The organism is Neisseria yangbaofengii, from assembly GCF_014898075.1.
GTDB classification, from domain to species: domain Bacteria; phylum Pseudomonadota; class Gammaproteobacteria; order Burkholderiales; family Neisseriaceae; genus Neisseria; species Neisseria yangbaofengii.
This window is the reverse complement of the sequence record NZ_CP062976.1, coordinates 2,601,091-2,620,401: the sequence shown is the minus strand read 5'-3', so window position 1 is coordinate 2,620,401 and position 19,311 is coordinate 2,601,091. Positions and strand designations below refer to the sequence as shown.

Here is a 19,311-nt window from a genome sequence, read left to right as displayed (position 1 = left end):
TATATGATGACCCAAACCCTCCTAATCGAACTCTTAACCGAAGAACTCCCGCCGAAAGCCTTGAACAATCTGGGCAACCATTTTGCCGCTTCCATTGCCGAAGGATTGGAAAAAGCGCAACTGATTGACGGCGAAGTAAAATTTACCGCCTATGCCTCGCCCCGCCGTTTGGCCGTACAGGTGAAAAACGTGAAGTCTGTTCAGGTCGATCAGCAGATTGTGAAAAAAGGCCCTGCTGTGGCCAACGCCATGAAAAACGGCGCACCGACCAAAGCACTGGAAGGCTTTGCCCGTGGCGCGGGGGCTAAAATCGAGGATTTGAAAATCATCAACGACGGTAAACAAGATGTCTATGCCTATGAATACACGCAGGCCGGCAAGCCTTTAGGTGGATTGTTGGAGGACATCATTAATCAGGCAGTAAAAAAGCTGCCGATTCCGAAAGTGATGCGTTGGGGCAGCAGCACCTTTACCTTTGTGCGTCCGGTGCACAGCCTGATTGTGCTGCACGGCGCCGATGTGGTGAACGCGAGCATTTTGGGCTTGCAAAGCGGCAATGCCACTTTAGGTCACCGCTTCCTTTCAGACGGCGTGATCACCATTCAACAGGCCGACAGTTATGCCGGACAACTGCGTACTGAAGGCAAAGTGATTGCTTCGTTTGCGGAGCGCAAAGCTGCGATTCAGACGGCTTTGAACCAACAAGCAGGCCGTCTGAACGCTACCGTAGCGGCCGACGACAGCTTATTGGAAGAAGTGACCGCATTGGTGGAATGGCCGGTGGTATTGGAAGCCGGTTTTGAAGAACATTTCTTGACCGTGCCGCAAGAATGCCTGATTCTGACTATGCAGCAAAACCAAAAATACTTCCCGCTCTTAGATGCTTCGGGCAAGCTGATGAACCGCTTCCTATTGGTGTCCAACCTTGAAGCCGCCAACCCTTCGAACATCATTTCCGGCAACGAGCGCGTGTTGCGCGCGCGTTTGGCCGATGCCGAATTTTTCTATCAACAAGACCAAAAAGCCACGCTGGAAAGCCGTCTGCCTAAGCTTTCACAAGTGGTTTACCACAATAAACTGGGCAACCAAGCCGAACGCATTGAGCGTTTGGCTGCCATCAGCCGCCATATCGCCGAAAGTTTGGACGCAGATGCCGCCGCTGCCGAACGCGCTACCCGTTTGTCAAAAGCTGATTTGGTGACCGAAATGGTGGGCGAATTCCCTGAATTACAAGGCACGATGGGCAAATACTATGCCCGCTTGGACGGCGAAACCGAAGAAATCGCCAATGCCATCGAGCAACACTATCAACCGCGTTTTGCAGGCGATGCGCTGCCGGAAGGCAAAGTCGCCACTGCCGCCGCATTATCCGACAAACTGGAAACCTTGGTCGGCATTTGGGGCATCGGTCTGATTCCGACCGGCGACAAAGACCCATACGCCCTGCGTCGCTCGGCTTTGGGTATTTTGCGCATGGTGATGCAAAACGATTTGAACGTTAACGAGCTGATTCAGACGGCCTTTGCCGCATTCCCGCAAGGTTTGCTCAATGCCAATACGCCGTCTGAAGTGGCTGAATTTATGCAGGCTCGTTTGGCTGTGTTGCTGCAAAACGATTATCCGCAAGACATCGTGGCCGCAGTATTGGCGAAAAACCCAAGCCGTCTGAACGATGTGGAAGCCAAGCTGCAAGCCGTGGCTGCATTTAAAGCGCTGCCGGAAGCCGCTGCACTGACCGCTGCCAACAAACGCGTGCAAAATCTGCTGAAAAAAGCCGATGCCGAATTGGGCACTGTCAACGAAAGCCTGTTGCAGCAAGACGAAGAAAAAGCCTTATTTGCCGCCGCACGCGATTTACAGCCGAAAATCGCCGCCGCCCTTGCCCAAGGTGATTTTCAGACGGCCTTGACCGAATTGGCCGCCATTAAGCCGCAAGTCGATGCCTTCTTTGACGGTGTGATGGTGATGGCTGACGATACCGCCGTCAAACAAAACCGCTTGGCTTTGCTGGACCAATTGGCCGGGCAGATGAATGCAGTGGCCGATATTGCTTTGTTGAGCGAATAAGGTTTTGATGATTTAAACCAAAGGCCGTCTGAAACATGAGTTTCAGACGGCCTTTTCTATATTTTACCCTACACAAAATCGCCCCACAGCGTCTGCATAACCGCGATGGCCGCCAGCGAAGCGGTTTCGGTGCGCAACACGCGCGGACCCAGGGTGACAGATTGGAAACCGGCGGCAAAGGCTTGTTTTTCTTCAGCAGCGCTCCATCCTCCTTCAGGACCGACCATGAAAATCAGGCTGTCTGAAGACGGTTGGATTTGATTCAGCTTTTTCGCACGGTTTAAACTCAATAATAATTTGGTTTTTTCAGACGGCATTTGCTGCAAAGCCTGACGATAGGAAATCAGCGGCAACACTTTAGGCACAATATTGCGGCCGCTTTGTTCACAGGCGGAAATGACAATTTCCTGCCAACGTTCTACTTTCTTGTCGGCACGCTCGCCCTGCAGGCGCACGGTGGTGCGTTCGCTAATCACGGGCCGAATCTCGCTCACGCCCAGTTCCACGCTTTTTTGCAGGGTAAAATCCATGCGCTCGCCGCTGGAAACGGATTGGATTAAAGTGATGTTCAGCGGAGATTCGTTGTCGGTACGTTCTTCGCGCAATACTTCGGCACGGGCGCGGCGCTTTTCCAAATCCAGCAAGCGGGCAGGATAAGCATGGCCGTTGCCGTTGAATAAAACAATTTCTTCTTCATGTCTCAAACGCAATACATTCAGATGGCGCACAATATTATCAGGCAAGTCAAGGATTTGGCCTGAAGCAAGCGAATCGGTAAGATAAAAACGGGGCATAGTTTTCAAGATTATTAACGTATATAATGTGTCAGACAAACCGAAGCGGTCAAGCCGTATTCGGGTCGACGCGATACCGGCATGGGGCATGCGGCCGATGCGGTAACGCTATTTTAAGCGACCTCTGCTTATTTAAGGATAAAAATTGTTACACCGATTGCAAAAACTGGTTCGTCACGTCGCGCAAACGGAAGTGATGCCGCGTTTTCTCAATACACCGGTCAGCCGCAAAGTTGACGGTTCCATGCTCAGCGAAGCCGATTTGGCGGCGCAAACCGCGCTGGCAGCAGGTTTGCCGCTGGTTATCAACAGTCCGATGATGGGCGAAGAAATGACCCTGCAAGAGCAAATCCGTCTGTGGAACGCACACTCGGAAAGCGGTTTGTGGGTGGTCGACCCCATCGACGGCACGAATAACTTCGTCAACGGTCTGCCGCATTTTGCCATTTCCGTGGCTCATATTCAGAACGGGTGTGCGCAATTGGGAGTGATTTACAATCCGGTCAGCGGCGAATGCTTTTATGCCGAACGCGGCCACGGCGCGTTTTTAAACAGCACACGCCTGCCCTTGCGCCTGGTGGAAAAAAACTTAAAAGAATCCATTGCCGGTGTAGAAATAAAATACCTGCGCTCGGGCAAACTCACCAACCGCATGAGCACGCTCTCGCCGGTCGGTGCCAGCCGCAGTATGGGTTGCAGTACGATGGATTGGTGTTATCTGGCAAGCGGCCGCTATGATGTGTATGTTCACGGCGGGCAGAAATTGTGGGATTATGCCGCCGGTGCGCTGATTTTTGAAGAAGCGGGCGGCTGCTTGGATACTTTGGAAGGCGATGCGTTTTGGAGCGGCGAGCATGTATTCAAACGCTCGGTCATCGCCGCGCTCGAGCCGAATTTATTCAATAAATGGCTTGCTTGGATACGCCAGAATCAATAAAGCCTTTTATCTGATTTTAATATTCGCTTAAATTAGACAATTTACTAAATAAATTAGACAATTTACTAAAATTATTTCACTTCTTAACCGCATTTAATACTAAGAATAGTAGAATTAATCCCGCTGGTACACACTGCTCTTTTATCCCTTTTGGGCAGTGCAGCAAGTAAGACGTTTTCCCGCAATGTATTGGCCATTCATACTTCTCCCTTGGTATGAATGGTTTTTTTTGCCTGCTGTTTTTTTTATAATTGCGTACTTACTGTTCAATTAAGATAAGCAATTGAAATCAATATAAACATGAAATAAGTGTAAATACACTACGCCCCCATTGCTGCTTGGCAGCTATACTAAAAATGAAAGCAGATAATATAGTGGATTCACTTTAAAATAGGACAAGGCGGTGAGCCGAAGACAGTATAGATAGATACGGCCAGGCGAACCAACGCCGTACTATTTTAAGGTGGATTCACTATAATACTTACCTGCTGTTTGACAACAAAAAAGGTGGCAACCTCATGTTACTCGAATACCGCAACTTCCTTGTCACCATCGATGCACCCCATAAGCAGAAAAAGCCTTTTATAAAGCCGTAACCGTGGCCATTGCCCTGCACAACCATTCGCGCTTAGTGATTGCCCATATTCTCGCTCAATCGCTGATACGGCATACCACGTTGCTCACGCAAAAACGTCTGTGGACAACTCTAAACCGAAGCCAAAACCATGTTGAACGATTATGCCGGACATGCGCGTCAGCAAGGTGCCGGCTAAGTGGATTTGTTTTTGCAAACCGGCAACCCCTAAGCAACTTTTGTCGGAAGGCATTCCGCAGCGTGAAAACATCAATCTGATCGTTTTGGGTGCCGCCGGCCCGAATGCTTTGGAAGGCATACTGGCCGGCCCGGCTTCTAAATATATCGTTCAAAACGCGCAAACCGATGTTTTGGCGGTGCGCACCGGATAATCCAAGCAGATTATCCCGGCACCCGACTGCACCTGAATTCAGGTGCAGTCGGCCTTTTTCTTATATCCGAAAAACGTGCATTAATAACTTCCTGATATTTAGCAATTTACGAAATTCCACATACAATAGCTAAAATATTGATTTCACAAAGGAGGATTTATGGCACAAACGACTAAACAAACGGGCATTAACCGTTTTCTCAATATCGTCGAACGACTGGGCAATATTCTGCCCAATCCGGTGGTGTTATTTTTAGCCTTGATTATTGCATTGCTGATTTTATCGGCAGTCGGGGCGTATTTTGACGTGAGCGTGGTTGACCCGCGACCTGAAGGCACTAAAGGCCGCGCCGAAGACGGCATGATTCGCGTGATTAACCTGCTCAACAGCGAAGGCTTGGCCAAGATTGTCACCCATCTGGTGAGCAACTTCACCGGCTTCGCGCCTTTGGGCACCGCATTGGTGGCCTTGCTCGGGGTGGGCGTAGCGGAAAAATCCGGCCTGATTTCGTCGGCCATGCGCGCCATTGTGCTGAATGCGCCAAAACGCTTGGTGACCTTGTCTGTAGTGTTCGCGGGCGTAATGTCCAACATCGCGGCGGAACTGGGCTATGTGGTGATTATTCCTTTGGCCGCGATGATGTTCTACTCGCTCGGCCGCCATCCTTTGGCCGGTATCGCCGCTGCATTTTCCGGCGTATCAGGTGGCTACAGCGCCAACTTATTAATCGGCACAGTTGACCCGATTTTATCGGGCATTACCCAATCTTCTGCGCAATTGATTGCACCGGATTATTTGGTCGGCGCGCAAGCCAACTGGTATTTTATGGCGGCCAGCACCTTCTTGGTGACCGGTCTCGGCTTTCTGATTACCGATAAATTAATCGAGCCGCGCTTGGGCGCATACGACAAATCCGAAGGCGACGGCAGCGCGGAAGGCATGAGCATTGAGCAATTGAACGCACAAGAGAAAAAAGGTTTGTGGGCAGCTTTTGCCATGATTTCGGTGTTGCTCGGTTTGATTACCGCCGCCAGCCTGCCCGAAGGTGCGCCGCTGCGTCATCCGGAAACCGGCGATTTGATGAATTCGCCTTTGATGTCGGGTATTGTGGCGTTGATTTTCGTGTTCTTCGCCCTTTCCGGCTTGGCTTACGGCAAAGTAGCAGGAACCTTGAAAACCAGTTCCGACGCGGTTGACGGTATGGTCAGCTCCATGCGTTCGATGGCGACTTACCTGACCTTGATTTTCTTTGTATCGCAATTTGTGGCCTACTTCGGCTGGAGCAACTTAGGCCCGATTTTGGCGGTGAAAGGATCGGAATTCTTAAAAGAAATCGGCTTGAGCGGCGGCTTGCTATTTGTATTCTTCGTCATCATCTGCGGCATGATTAACCTGATAATTGCCTCGTCTTCGGCGCAATGGGCGGTAACCGCACCGATTTTCGTGCCTATGCTGATGCTGGCAGGTTACGCGCCGGAAATGATTCAGGCAGCCTACCGTATCGGTGACTCGGTGACCAACATCATCACGCCGATGATGCCCTTCTTCAGCCTGACCTTGGCCATCGCCATCCGCTATAAAAAAGACGCAGGTGTAGGAACATTGGTTTCGCTGATGCTGCCCTATTCGATTGCCTTTGCCATCGGCTGGATGATTTTGTTCTATGTGTGGGTGTTCGTATTGGGCTGGCCGGTAGGTCCGGGTTCGGCAACATATTACCAGCCTTAAGGTTTAGGATTTAATGAACAAGGCCGTCTGAAAGATAAAGTGCGCATTGCTGCTTTATTTTTCAGACGGCCTGAAACCTTTACAGAACCTCATGAACCACCAACAAAAACCAAAATGGCGGCCATTAGCCTTGTGTCTGTTGGCTTTGAAGGCGTTCCGAAAAGCCTCAGCCTGACCTAATTAATTCACGGAAACAAAAAAAGGCCGTCTGAATCTTTTACGTTCAGACGGCCTTTCCTTATTTCAATAATCTTTCAACCGATAAGATTATTTGCCGCCCCACACTTCATCGACAATGCTGCGAATCAGTGCCAATTTTTTCCATTGGTCTTCTTCGGTCAACTCATTGCCTTCTTCGGTAGAAGCAAAACCGCATTGCGGGCTGAGACACAATTGGTTGATGTCAACGTACTGAGTGGCTTCTTTAATGCGATCAATGATTTCTTCTTTGGCTTCCAGTTCGCCGGATTTTGAGGTAACCAAACCCAATACGACTTGCTGGTCTTTAATGAAGCGCAACGGTTTAAAGTCGCCGGCCCGGTCGCTGTCGTATTCCAAGAAGAAGCCGTCAACGTTACAGCCGCCGAACAAAATTTCCGCTACCGGCTCGTAACCGCCGCTGGAGAACCAAGTCGAACGGAAGTTGCCGCGGCAAATGTGCATGGTAACGGCCATGTCTTGCGGTAAGGCGGCGCGGATGTCGTTGAGCACTTTCACGTATTGACGTGCGATGCCGTCCAAATCCAAGCCTTGTGCTTCGTATTTGGCGCGTTTTTCTTCCGAACAGAATTCGCCCCAAGACGTGTCGTCCAATTGCAAAATGCGGCAGCCTTCGGCATACAGCGCATTACCCGCGTCGATGTAGGCTTGGGTAATGTCGGCGAACAGCAATGCTTCGTTGTCTTGATAGCGCTTAATCAATTGCGGATTCGGCGTGCGCACGCAGGTAATCAGGTGCAGCATGCTTGGCGACGGAATGGTGAATTTCACCGGATAATCGCCCGCTTCGGCTTTCAGGGCTTTGAAGTGGTTGATGAACGGATGCACTTTCGGGAATGCGATTTTGTCGGTGATTTTCAGCGTAATCGGACGCATGTGTACTTGGAATTTGGTACTGTATTCCTCGGCTTCTACCAATTCCACGCCCAATAATTCAAACAGGAAATCCAAGTGCCACCATGTACGGCGGAATTCGCCGTCAGTCACGTTCGGCAGGCCGACTGCTTTTTCTTTGGCAATCAATTGGCTCACTTCGGCGTGTTCCACTTCGTGCAGTTCATCGGTCGAGCACTCGCCGCACGCGCATAGGCTGCGGGCTTTTTTCAAGGCAGCAGGGCGCAAAAAGCTGCCGACAATGTCGAAACGGAAAGGGGCGCGGTCGCGTAAAGTCGCGTTTGGGAAAAGCGTGCTCATGATAATCCTTTTTAGGTAACGGTTTTATAATTAACATCTGAGTATAACAGAATCTGCGAAGTTTCAGACGGCCTGTAAAGTAAAGGCCGAGACCTTTGCAACCCTGCCTTATCCGTCAGAACCGATTAACCGGCAAAGGCTTAAAAGTATAGTGAATCCACTATAGAAAAAGCCGCCGCCGTTATCGATGCCGCCATCATCCAAACCGCCGGCGGCAAAGACAAAGACGCCCTTCGGATAAAAAAGACGGCAAATTCAAACAGCTGTAAACAACACACCGATACCGGCCAACTGCATGTCAGCCCCGCCAACGAACACGAGTGCCGCCACTTCGACGGCACAGCCGAATACACCGCCGTATATGCCGGCAAAGGCTGCAATGCTTAAACAACAAAAAAACTTTCAGACGGCATCATGCGTAAAGCCCGCCGTGTCCGTCCCTTAACAGACGAAGACAAACAACGCAACCGATACTTATCAAATACCCGTTATGCGGCGGAACAGGGTTTCGGTACATTGCACCGCAAGTTCCGATGCTATAGGGCAACATATTTCGGCTTACGGAAAGCGAATGCGCAAAGTCATTTGAAAGCGGTGTGTTTGAATTTGCCCCAAACGGCAAACAAATTCAACCTCGATGCGCCTGCCGCCTGAAAATGGAAAATCGGGCGCTTGGGCGGCAGGATTCGGGGGAGTTTAGGGAAATTTAGAGAAATCTGTATGTTTGGAGGGGAAATAAAGGTTACTTGATAACCCAAGTAACCTTTATTGTTTGGAAAAGGGAGTTTTGCAAAGGTTTTAGGCCGTCTGAAAACGAAATCATCGTTTTCAGACGGCCTTTTCATCAAACCGCGAAACTCAAACCCTTACAGGTAGAATTTCTCAACCACTTTCAAATTGTCATCCAATTTGTACACCAGAGGCTGGCCGGTCGGGATTTCCAAAGCCATGATGTCGTCGTCGGAAATGCCTTCGATGTGTTTGGCCAAGGCGCGCAATGAGTTGCCGTGCGCCGCCACCAAGACCCGTTTGCCGCTCAAAATGGCGGGGGCGATTTGGTCTTCCCAAAACGGTAACACACGTTCCAGCGTCACTTTCAGGTTTTCGCCGTCCGGCACGACATCGGCAGGCAAATGGGCATAACGGCGGTCGTTATGCGCTGAAAATTCGTCGTCTTTGTCCAATAATGGCGGCAAAGTGTCGTAGCTGCGGCGCCAGATGTGCACTTGCTCGTCGCCGTATTTTTCGGCGGTTTGTTTTTTGTCCAAACCTTGAAGCCGGCCGTAGTGGCGTTCGTTCAAACGCCAGGTTTTGATTTGCGGCACAAACAGTTGGTCGCTTTCTTCCAACACGATGTTGCAGGTTTTGATGGCGCGGGTCAGCACGGAAGTGAAGGCGATGTCGAATTCATAGCCTTTTTCTTTCAGTTTGCGGCCGGCTTCGGCGGCTTCGGCCAAGCCTTTTTCGCTCAGTTTGACATCACGCCAGCCGGTAAACAGGTTTTTTGCGTTCCATTCGCTTTGTCCGTGGCGGATAAATACCAATTCCATTCTTATTGCTCCATTTGTTTAGGGGATTTTGAAAGCTTTATTTATAACATAATTTGCGCCCGTTTTGCGGATTTGTGCGCAAACGCTGCTGATTTGCCTATCTGATTCGTCACTCAGACATTTTTCAGACGGCCTTGTTCAAACCATTAGAATGATAAAGACCGGTTTATACCTTGTTTTTTATCCTATTTTAATCAAACTACCGACCAAATGTTAATAAAGTGAAAAGGCCGTCCGAACCGCTTTCAGACGGCCTTTTTCAGGTTTATACTGATTTATACTGAAATTTCTAATCCACGAAGGAGAATCAGCATGGACAAATCAGCCAAACCTTTTGAAACCGAAGAAAATGGCGTAGGCAAATGCCCTGATTGTTCTGTCGAAGTCGGCACCGTGCTCGACAACAACAATTGCAGCTTTGAAATCGTCCAAATCTACGAAACCGAACAGCTCGCCCGCGAAGCGGAAGGCTATTACACCGAACTTGCCCGCTCGGTGGAAAGCGAGGCTTGCGAAATCATCAGCGACATCGGCGGCGTGGAAGAAGGTTTCAAACTGATGATGACCTTCAATTTCTGCTGTGAAAGTGAAAAAGTCATTTTCCAACTGAAGCAACGCTAAGCCATTGATTCAATAAACCTATACTAAAAGGCCGTCTGAAAACCTTTCGCAGCGAAAGTGTTTTCAGACGGCCTTGTGATTTCATGACACCGCAATGCAAAACACAGGTAAAATAACGCGCTGAATCATAACAACATCGACCACACATTACCATGCTTCCCTCCACCCCTGCTTTTCTGTCGCTTCCGCCGCCACCGCGCACGGCCATTGTGATTCTGGCCGCCTTGCTGTTTGCCGCACTGCCGATGATGTTTTCCCTGCCCCCTGCTATTACGCTTTTATTTGTTGCCCTGTTGGTTTTTCGCGGCGTGTTGCTGCATCTCAACATCGGCAAATTGCCTGCCCCTGTACTGATTTTGATGGCGGCGGCGGCGGGCGGTTTGGTATGGATGCAACTGGGCACGGTGTTCGGACGCGAGGGCGGCATCGCTTTTCTGCTGCTGATGGTCACGCTCAAGGCATTTGAAAGCGCCACGCGGCGCGATTGGCATGTGTTGCTGCTGGCGATGCTGTTTCTGATTGGCTCGTCTGTGTTATTGACCCAAAGTTTGGCGGTGGGCTTGTGGCTGCCGGCCGCTTTGTTTGCCGTCAGTGCGTGTTTCGCCGTATTGGGCGGTTTGAACCTGCGCGAATCATGGCGCTGGAGCGGCATGGCATTGCTGCTGACTTTGCCGGCGGCGGCGGTGTTGTTCGTCAGCGTACCGCGTTTGGACGAACCCTTATGGGGTATTCCGCAAAAGAGCGACAACCAAGCCTCAACCGGCCTTTCCGACACCATGCAGCCGGGCAGCATCAGCAATTTGGTGCAAAGTAACGAATGGGTGGCCAATGTGATTTTTTCAGACGGCCTCACTGTCGAGCCGAAAAACCTTTACTGGCGCGCCATCATTATGGATGATTTTAACGGCCGCACATGGCAGGCTGCGCCGAGTTTCGCCCAAGACAATGCGCAAAGCGTTTCAGACGGCCAACGTATTGATTATCAAATGATTATCCGAGACCAAAACGGCGTATTGCCCGCATTGGACTATCCCGTCGGCGCTCCGCCACAAGGTTTGGCACGGCGTTTGGGCGGCACCTTGCGCGCCGAACGCAGCCGCGAAGGTTTGCGCCGCCTGCACCTGCAAGCCTCCTTGAGCGACACCCTGCCGCACACTTTAAACGAAGCCGAATACCGCCGCTACACCCGCCTACCCAACGGCAACCTGCAAACCTTGAATCTGGCGAAGAAACTGGCCGAAAACGCACCAAACGAACGCCGTTTCATCCAAAACACGCTTAATTATTTCCGCCGTCAAGGCTTCAGCTACACCCTGCAACCGCGCTTGTTAAGCAGCGGACATGTAGTCGATGAATTTTTGTTCCAATCCAAACAAGGTTTTTGCGAACATTACGCCCAAAGTTTCGCCGTGATGATGCGGGCGGCCGGTTTACCGGCGCGGATTGTCACCGGCTATCAGGGGGCGGAATTCAACGAGCAGGCCGGATTCTGGCAAATCCGTTCTAAAGATGCCCACGCGTGGGCGGAAGTGTGGCTGCCGAGCGAACAAGTATGGCTGCGCATCGATCCGACCGCTGCTGTTTCCGGCGTGCGCACCGAACAAGGCATCAGCCAAGCACTGCCACAAAGCGAGCAATCACTGCTGTCGCGCAATAATGTGTTCGGCAAATGGCACGATGCCGGACAATTCTATTTCCAGCAATGGGTGGTGAACTACGACCAAACCCGACAAAATAATCTTTTTGAAAAACTGGGCTTGGGCGGCTTCAACCTGAAAAGCCTGTTGCTGTTCCTGCCGCTTGCCCTTGCGTTCGCGCTGCTGCCTTTATTGCGCTGGTGGCTGAAAAACCGCCAACGCGACGAGTTGCAAGACGGTTTCATACTGCTCAAACGCGCCATTTTAGGCGAAGACGATGACACGGTTCCTGCCGTCACCCCCGCCGAATTACGCGCTATTTTACGTCGCAATCAAGCGGACGACTCCGCTGCCGAAGCATTACTGACGCGTTATGAACACTGGCTGTATGCCGGTAAGCCTGCCGGCAGACGCGCACAAAAACGCTGGTTCCGTGAAGTAAAAAAAGCTGCCAGGCGTTACCGGTAATTTGATGGCTAAGGTGCAGAAAATCCCAGCATTGTTTACACTTTTTCTTTTTTGCCTGAAGACCCGTTTTTGAATTTCCGAGTGTTGCCAAGAATGCCGAAAGGCACGGCAAAGCCGCATGGTTCTCGATAACGCTCAACAATCCTAAAACGGGTCTTCAGGTAAAAAACAAAAGCTGTTTTGCATAAAAAGTGCAAACAACCCGACGATTTCCTACAACTAAAGATTGTCTGAAACAATATCGCTGTGTTCAGACGGCCTGTTTGCTTCAGAGCTTTCGTTTAAGCCAATAATCCGCCGATGTATTTCACCAAGGTCATGCCGCTCAATACTGCCATGGCAACCACTACTGCCAAACCGCATACCGTCATCCATTTCGGATGGCGGTAATCGCCAATGATGTCTTTGCGATAGGCCGCCAGCAAGATCAAACCCAATGAAATCGGCAGAATCAAACCGTTGAGCGTACCTACGAACACCAGCACCTGCGCCGGACGGCCGATGGTGGCCAATACCAAAGTGGAAAGTGCGATAAAGGCAATAATCCATTTGTTTTTATGGTGTTCAATTTTGGGACTGAAGCTGGAAATAAACGAAACCGACGTATAAGCCGCACCGATCACCGAAGTAATCGAAGCCGCCCAAATCACCACGCCGAAAATCATCAGGCCGACGTTGCCCGCAACATGCTCGAACGGCGTGGCCGCCGGATTTTTCGGATCGAGCGCAACCCCTTGCGACACCACGCCCAACACGGCGAGAAACAGCACCGCGCGCATGGTGGACGCAATCAGAATAGCCGATACCGAGCTGCGGTTGACTTCCGGTAAGGCTTCTTTGCCTTTGATACCTGCATCCAGCAAACGGTGTGCACCGGCAAACGTAATGTAGCCGCCCACCGTACCGCCGACCAGCGTCACAATTGCCACCGCATCGAGTTTTTCCGGGATAAACGTGCGGACCGCTGCTTCGGCCAAAGGCGGCGATGCCTTCCATGCCACGTAAAAGGTGAGCGCAATCATCACGAAACCCATGATTTGCGCAAACTTGTCCATTACCCTGCCCGCCTCGCGGAACAAAAACACACCGATAGCGATCAAACCGCTGACCACTGCCCCGGTTTCCACCGTCCAACCGGTGAGAATATTGAAGCCCAAGCCTGCACCACCGACGTTGCCTATATTGAAAGCCAAGCCGCCCATTACAATCAATGCGGCCAAAAAGTAACCTGCACCGGGGAAAACGCGGTTGGCAATATCCTGCGCACGCTGTTCCGATACGGTGATAATCCGCCAAATATTCAGCTGGGCACCGATGTCGAGCAGGATGGAAATCAAAATCACAAAGCCGAAGCTGGCCAACAGGCTTTGTGTGAAAGTGGCGGTTTGGGTGAGAAAACCCGGGCCTATGGCAGACGTGGCCATCAAAAAAGCCGCGCCCAATAAGGCATTGCGGCGGTTGCTGGAAGACATATTATTTCTCCTTTTATGTTTGTTGTCGTCAAGGTTTCAAAAAGTAAAGCCATCCGGATAAATCAAATACAGTAAATCCACTTTAAAACGGATAAGGCGGGTCGAAGACAGTATGAATGATACGGGACAGGTTTTGCCCGGATTGTTGTTTATCCGTTACAAAACCGTTCTCTTCGATCCGGGAGGGTCGGTGCCGTACCATTTTAAAGTGGATTCACTATATAGATGAAGATTCAGGCAGCTCTGATGCCTATTCCTTCCTCCTGCAAAGCTGCACGGATTTTATCGGCAAATTCAAGCGCGTGCGCACCGTCGCCGTGTAAGCAGATACTGTCGGCACGCACTTTGACCACCGTGCCGTCCACGCTTTCTACTTCGCCACTTTCGACCATGCGCAGCACTTGTGCCACGGCCTCATCATCACTGTCGACTTGTGCATTGGAGCAGGTGCGCGGCACGAGTGAGCCGTCGGCCAGATAGCGGCGGTCGGCAAATACCTCGGAAATGACACCCAAACCCGCCGCCTCGCCGGCTTGTAGCAAGAGACTGCCCGACAAGGCCATCAGTTTCAATTTCGGGTTGAAGGCACGCACTGTATCGGCAATCAAAGCCGCCAGTTGTTCATCGGCGGCAGCCTGGTTGTAGAGCGCACCGTGCGGTTTGACGTAGCTCATTGCCACGCCTGCCGTATCACACAAAGCCTGTAGTGCGCCGAGCTGATAAAGCAGGTGCACGCGCAGGTATTCAGACGGCATCACCATGTTGCGGCGGCCGAAGTTTTCACGGTCGGGAAAAGCGGGATGAGAGCCGATGCGTACGCCGTATTGTTTTGCCCATGTCAGGGCACGGTACATTTCCACGGCATCGCCGGCATGGGCGGCACAAGCGATGTTGGCGGAACTGATGCGCCGCATCAAATCGTGGTCGATGCCGCAACCTTCAGCCAAATCGGCATTTAAATCAACTGTTTTCACCGGCTATCCTTTTAATGTGATTGAGATAGGCTTGGTTTTTGCGTTGCAGCCGCAGGGCATGTGCCGTGTCGGTCATGCGGAATCTGACTGCACTGCCGAAGCGTGTTTGTGCCAGTTTGCCCAAATCGGCGGCCGCCACACAGGCGATTTTCGGGTAACCTCCGGTCGTTTGGCAGTCGGCGGTCAACACGATGGGCAGGCCGCTCGGCGGCACTTGCACGGTACCGGCGGTCACGGCGTGCGACAACATTTCCACGGCTCCGGCCAAATTCAGCTCTGCACCGGAAAAACGATATCCCATTCGGTTGCTGTCGCTTTGCAGCCGCCACAAAGTATTCCAAAAAGCCGTGCGGGAAGCACAATCGAACAAGTGATATTCGGATGAGGGCAAGGCATGGATGATGCCGTCTGAAAACAAGGGGGCGATGCCTACACGGCTCAAATAGTGTTCGCCCGCGCCTTGCGGCAAAATGTCTCCCGAATGCAGCGCCCGCCCTTCAAAACCGCCGAAAGCGGCCTTCAAATCGGTACTGCGCGAACCCATCACTTCGGGGACGTCAATACCGCCGGCCACGCATAGATAACCGTACATCCCCTGCACCGCCCGCTTCAAATACAGTGTCTGCCCTGCTTCGGCGGTGTAACGCCAATAGGAATAAACCGGTTCGCCGTCAAGATCGGCTTCATAAACGGCACCGGTAATGCAAAACGGTGTATCGCGGCCGAAACGCACGCTTAAGCCGCCGAGCACTACTTCGATTGCCGCGGCTCCGGGTAAATTCCCCAGCAGGATATTGCCTGCCTGCAATGCCTGCGTATCCATCGCACCGGCATGGCCGATACCGAAACGGCGCCGGCCGTAACGCCCTAAATCCTGCACATGCGCCAGTGCCGTCACTTCCTGAATATCAATCACAGTTCAATCCTTTCTGCCACAAAGCGCACGGTATCCCCCGCCTGCAACATCGTAGGCGGGTAAGAGTCCGTCTGAAAAAGCGGTGCATCGGTATGGCCGATTAATTGCCAGCCGCCGGGCGAGGAAAACGGGTACATGCCGGTCTGGCTGCCGCCGATGCCTACCGAACCGGCGGGCACCTGCGTGCGCGGCACCGCATGGCGGGGTGTGTGCAGATGTTCGGGCAGACCTCCCAAATAAGGAAAACCGGGCTGGAAACCCATCATGAAAACCGTGTAAACGGGCTCGGTATGGCGGCGTACCACTTCTGCCGCACTGATACCGTGAAATGCCGCCACTCCCGCTAAATCTACGCCGTATTCGCCACCGTAAACCACAGGGATGTCGATATGCCGGCCTTGGTGTTGTGCCGCTCCGGTTTGCGGCCAAATATGTGATAATTCCGCCGCCAATTCTTCAAGCGGCATACCGGGCTTGGCAAACACGGTGAGATTGTTCATGCCGGTAACGGTTTCGGCTACCTGAGGCCATGCGGCCAAAATATCAGCCAAGGCCCACAGCCGGCGCTGGTTGTCTAAACAGGCGGGCGGCGGCAAATTGCAGCATAGAGCTGTTTCGCTGATAGGATGGATTTCGAATGCAGACATGATTGTGTTCTTCTTAATTATGTTCTTCTTAATTAAAAGCGGACGGGCGCAGGGACACTGCCTTTTCCATGCTTATAATGTCGCACAAAACATTTGTCAATAATATAAGCATGTTGCAGCGAAAAAGCCTTATTTTGACTTACGCCCAACGGCTTATATTAAAAAATTATAGTGAATCCACTATATAGCGGATCCACTTAAAAAAAGCCGTCTGAACATTTCAGACGGCCTGTTATCCTAATCAAGCAAGAATTACAGCTTTCCTGCCAAATGTTTCGCAATGCGCCAGCCGAACACCATGCCCGGGCCGATGGTGGTGCCGGGGCCGGGATAAGTGCCTTTGAAAATGGAAGCCAAGTCGTTGCCGCAGGCATACAAGCCTTCGATGGCTTGGCCGTTTTCATGCAGCACTTGGCCGACGGTGTTGCATTCCAATCCCAAGCTGCCTGCTAAATCGGCAGGTTTGACCATCAGCGCGTACACCGCACCTTGCGTCACAAACGGGCGCAAGCAGGGGTTGGGCCGGACATTGGCATCGCCGTTGAAACGGTTCATTTTGCTGCTGCCGCGTCCGAAATCGCTGTCTTCGCCGGTGGCAGCCAATTCGTTGTAACGCGCTACGGTTGCCTGCAAGGTAGCCGGTTCGATGCCCGACTGCACGGCCAAATCGTGCAGATTAGCGGCTTTTTTAAGATAGCCGCGTTTCAAATATCGCTGCAACGATTTGCCTCCCGGCATGATAAAGCCCAAGCCGTATTTGTTGACAAACGCATCATCGACGATCAGATAAGCCGGCAACACCGTCCCGCCCTGCTCTTGGCTGCGGCGGATTTGTGCGTCGGAAAAGTCATGGTAGGAATCGCTTTCGTTGACAAAGCGTTTGCCGTCGGGCAACACCGCCAGTAAGCCGGGCTTGGCGCGGTCGAGAATGATGTGCGGCCACATGGCTTGGTAGCCGTCGTCGAGTCGATGGTAAGACGTCGGGAACCACAAGGCCGGAGCAGTTTGGTTACCCAAAGCCGCACCAATAGCCGCACCGGCTTGAATGCCGTCGCCGGTGTTGCTTTCGGGCGCATAAGAATCGGGCGTGCCTTTCGGGAAAAATTGTTCGCGCAACGCTGCATTGCGGCCGACACCGCCGGTCGCCAGCACCACGCCTTTGCGGGCGCGGATTTCGGTTTCCACGCCGTCGCGTTTTACCGCCGCACCGACCACTTTGCCGTCTTCCACCAGCAAACGCACCAGCGGCGATTCGAACCACACCGGCACCCGGTGTTTGACCAAGCTGTAATACAGACGGCCGACCAGCGCATTACCCATCACCAAACGCGTACCGCGCTTGTATTTCAGACGGTCTTTAAAATACGGCAGCACCACTTTCATCGTGGTTTTGAAATTGTCTGCACTTTTGAAGGGATTGAGCAGCGCGTCCAATTCGCTGCGGTTGACCATCATGCCGCCCAAGCCCATAAACTCGCGGCGCGGCGGGCGCACTCGGTCGAAATCTTTGCCCAACACCGCTGCTTCGAACGGCACCGGCGCCAGCGCACGGCCGCCATACGCTTCGCCCGGCAAGTTGCCGATATAGTCGGGGTGGGCGGTAGCGGCCGCAAATTTCACATCGGTGTGTGTATCCAATTCGCGAATCATTTCCGGACCGGATACCAAAAATGCTTCGCGCAGCTCATCGCCGCCGCGACCGGCACAGACATGGCTTAAAAACGTGCGCGCGTCGTCAACTTTATCCGGCACACCGGCTTTGTCGCTCAAATGCGTACCCGGCACCCACGTCGTGCCGCCGGAAGTAGCGGTAATGCCGCCCACATACGGCGCTTTTTCGCACAATACCACATCCAGGCCTTCACGCTTGGCAGTCAGAGCAGCAGTCATACCGGCCGCACCGCCGCCGATTACCAATACATCTACTTGTTTTGTCATGTTTGTTCTCCGATTCGGGTTTCAGACGGCCTGATAAACAAAGGCCGTCTGAAATCATTTCGCCAGCAAAAAATCCACCATCAAATCACGCACGCTTTCAAACATATCCATACCGGTGGACGTTTGGCAGCCGATTTTTTGCGCGTGGGCAATCCATGCCGTCAATGCAGGCGTGGTGACCACATCGCCGACAAACATATCCGCCGTCAGCTTATCGCCGTCAAACGGCAGCGGGTCATCTTCGCGCATGCCCATCGGCGTGGCATTGACCACAATACCAAAACCGGTCGGGTCGGTGGTTCCGGCATAGACTTTGCCTAAGCCCAAGCTGTTTAAACGCTCAATCAAACCGTCCCGGCGGGCGGTGTCCATTTCCACAATTGCCAGTTCGCTGACGCCGGCCGTCAAAATCGCGTGGGCAATGGCCGTACCCGCACCGCCCGCACCGGCCACAATCGCTTTTTTACCCTGCAACTGCGCACCGTTGCGCTGCAAAGCCTCCACCTGCGCCTGACCGTCGAACATATCGCCGACCCATTTACCGCCTTCACGGCGCACGCAGTTGGTGGCGTGTAAGAAACGCGCCGCGTCGGATAATTCGTCGCACAAACCGGCAAACGCGATTTTGTGCGGCACAGTAATCATCAAGCCGTCAACATTCTGCATGGCTTTCACTGCATTGAAAAACGCAGCCAGCTGATGGGGCGCGACATGCGCAGGCACGCACACCGCATTCAAGCCTTTGTTTTGAAACGCTTCGGTGACCAAGCTTGGCGATTTCACCTGCGCAACCGGGTCGCCGATCACATAATAAATCCGCGTTGAGCCGTTTAATTGAATCTCCATGGCACTATCCTTTATCGAAAATGTAGTGTGATGTAATCGAAAAAAGTCTAGCGCAATTTTGGAGGGCAAACCAGTTCATATCCTGCATAAGAGACATCACAAAACCGTAATCACTGCACGGAAAAATTCAGTCAGGCCGTCTGAAACCCGTTGTCCTTTCAGACGGCCTGAAACCGTTGAAAAACGCCAGATTTGAGTACAGTTCAAAGTGAACGCAGCACAGAAAGCGCACGCATATCATGGAGACAAACAAGCTTTCGGGCAGCGTATAATGAAGAAACGTGCCGAAGACGGGGATTTTGCAAAGGCACCGGCCTTTTCAAACTTAAGCAAGAAA

At 52.1% G+C, this 19,311-nt stretch carries 15 protein-coding genes and 1 pseudogene; 7 read left to right on the top strand and 9 right to left on the bottom strand.

Annotated features, from left to right (window positions below; genetic code table 11):
* The first annotated feature begins 3 nt into the window (after positions 1-3).
* Entirely contained in the window at positions 4-2,067 is a 2,064-nt protein-coding gene (gene glyS, locus H4O27_RS12705; RefSeq protein WP_165009110.1) for a glycine--tRNA ligase subunit beta, read from the top strand.
* Positions 2,068-2,135: 68 nt separating this feature from the next.
* Here glyS and H4O27_RS12700 read toward each other — a convergent pair whose 3' ends face one another.
* On the bottom strand, positions 2,136-2,861 hold the full coding sequence (locus tag H4O27_RS12700) for a 16S rRNA (uracil(1498)-N(3))-methyltransferase (protein ID WP_165009151.1): 726 nt from the start codon (positions 2,859-2,861) through the stop codon (positions 2,136-2,138).
* 145 nt (positions 2,862-3,006) lie between these two features.
* On the opposite strand from H4O27_RS12700, the gene H4O27_RS12695 reads away from it, so the two are divergent.
* The 3 genes from H4O27_RS12695 (at position 3,007) to H4O27_RS12685 (ending at position 6,492) form a co-directional block, all read left to right on the top strand.
* On the top strand, positions 3,007-3,798 hold the full coding sequence (locus H4O27_RS12695) for an inositol monophosphatase family protein (protein WP_165009108.1): 792 nt from the start codon (positions 3,007-3,009) through the stop codon (positions 3,796-3,798).
* A 747-nt stretch (positions 3,799-4,545) separates the two neighbouring features.
* Positions 4,546-4,764, top strand: a complete 219-nt coding sequence (locus H4O27_RS12690; RefSeq protein ID WP_165009106.1) for a universal stress protein — start codon at positions 4,546-4,548, stop codon at positions 4,762-4,764.
* A gap of 159 nt (positions 4,765-4,923) precedes the next feature.
* Entirely contained in the window at positions 4,924-6,492 is a 1,569-nt protein-coding gene (locus H4O27_RS12685) for an AbgT family transporter (protein WP_165009104.1), read from the top strand.
* A gap of 267 nt (positions 6,493-6,759) precedes the next feature.
* Here H4O27_RS12685 and H4O27_RS12680 read toward each other — a convergent pair whose 3' ends face one another.
* On the bottom strand, positions 6,760-7,905 hold the full coding sequence (locus tag H4O27_RS12680; RefSeq protein ID WP_165009102.1) for a 5-methyltetrahydropteroyltriglutamate--homocysteine S-methyltransferase: 1,146 nt from the start codon (positions 7,903-7,905) through the stop codon (positions 6,760-6,762).
* 267 nt (positions 7,906-8,172) lie between these two features.
* On the opposite strand from H4O27_RS12680, the pseudogene H4O27_RS13685 reads away from it, so the two are divergent.
* A pseudogene (locus H4O27_RS13685) lies at positions 8,173-8,559 on the top strand (transposase); the annotation flags it as partial.
* A 212-nt stretch (positions 8,560-8,771) separates the two neighbouring features.
* Here the strand turns inward: H4O27_RS13685 and H4O27_RS12670 are convergent.
* On the bottom strand, positions 8,772-9,455 hold the full coding sequence (locus tag H4O27_RS12670; protein ID WP_165009098.1) for a 2,3-diphosphoglycerate-dependent phosphoglycerate mutase: 684 nt from the start codon (positions 9,453-9,455) through the stop codon (positions 8,772-8,774).
* Between the two features lie 312 nt (positions 9,456-9,767).
* Here H4O27_RS12670 and H4O27_RS12665 point away from each other — a divergent pair, with 312 nt between their 5' ends.
* Positions 9,768-10,076 (top strand): YfcZ/YiiS family protein, encoded by a 309-nt coding sequence (locus tag H4O27_RS12665; RefSeq protein ID WP_165009096.1) that lies wholly within the window; start codon positions 9,768-9,770, stop codon positions 10,074-10,076.
* Positions 10,077-10,228: 152 nt separating this feature from the next.
* Positions 10,229-12,181 carry a transglutaminase TgpA family protein gene (locus H4O27_RS12660; RefSeq protein ID WP_193004283.1) on the top strand — a complete coding sequence of 651 codons (1,953 nt, stop codon included), beginning with the start codon at positions 10,229-10,231 and terminating at the stop codon, positions 12,179-12,181.
* A 281-nt stretch (positions 12,182-12,462) separates the two neighbouring features.
* On the opposite strand, the gene H4O27_RS12655 is transcribed toward H4O27_RS12660, so the two are convergent.
* From H4O27_RS12655 to H4O27_RS12630, 6 genes are all read right to left on the bottom strand, one after another.
* Positions 12,463-13,653: an NRAMP family divalent metal transporter gene (locus H4O27_RS12655; RefSeq protein WP_165009094.1), complete on the bottom strand. Its 1,191-nt coding sequence runs from the start codon at positions 13,651-13,653 to the stop codon at positions 12,463-12,465.
* 233 nt (positions 13,654-13,886) lie between these two features.
* On the bottom strand, positions 13,887-14,627 hold the full coding sequence (gene pxpA, locus H4O27_RS12650) for a 5-oxoprolinase subunit PxpA (RefSeq protein ID WP_165009092.1): 741 nt from the start codon (positions 14,625-14,627) through the stop codon (positions 13,887-13,889).
* On the bottom strand, positions 14,614-15,543 hold the full coding sequence (locus H4O27_RS12645) for a 5-oxoprolinase subunit C family protein (RefSeq protein WP_165009090.1): 930 nt from the start codon (positions 15,541-15,543) through the stop codon (positions 14,614-14,616). Before H4O27_RS12645 ends, pxpA begins: the two co-directional genes overlap by 14 nt.
* Positions 15,540-16,190, bottom strand: coding sequence for a 5-oxoprolinase subunit PxpB (gene pxpB, locus H4O27_RS12640; protein WP_165009088.1), 651 nt, complete (start codon positions 16,188-16,190; stop codon positions 15,540-15,542). Before pxpB ends, H4O27_RS12645 begins: the two co-directional genes overlap by 4 nt.
* 252 nt (positions 16,191-16,442) lie before the next feature.
* The gene (locus H4O27_RS12635; RefSeq protein ID WP_165009086.1) at positions 16,443-18,128 is read right to left on the bottom strand and encodes an FAD-dependent oxidoreductase; all 1,686 of its coding nucleotides are present in this window, start codon (positions 18,126-18,128) and stop codon (positions 16,443-16,445) included.
* A gap of 54 nt (positions 18,129-18,182) precedes the next feature.
* Positions 18,183-18,974: a shikimate dehydrogenase family protein gene (locus H4O27_RS12630; RefSeq protein ID WP_165009085.1), complete on the bottom strand. Its 792-nt coding sequence runs from the start codon at positions 18,972-18,974 to the stop codon at positions 18,183-18,185.
* Between the last annotated feature and the right edge of the window lie 337 nt (positions 18,975-19,311).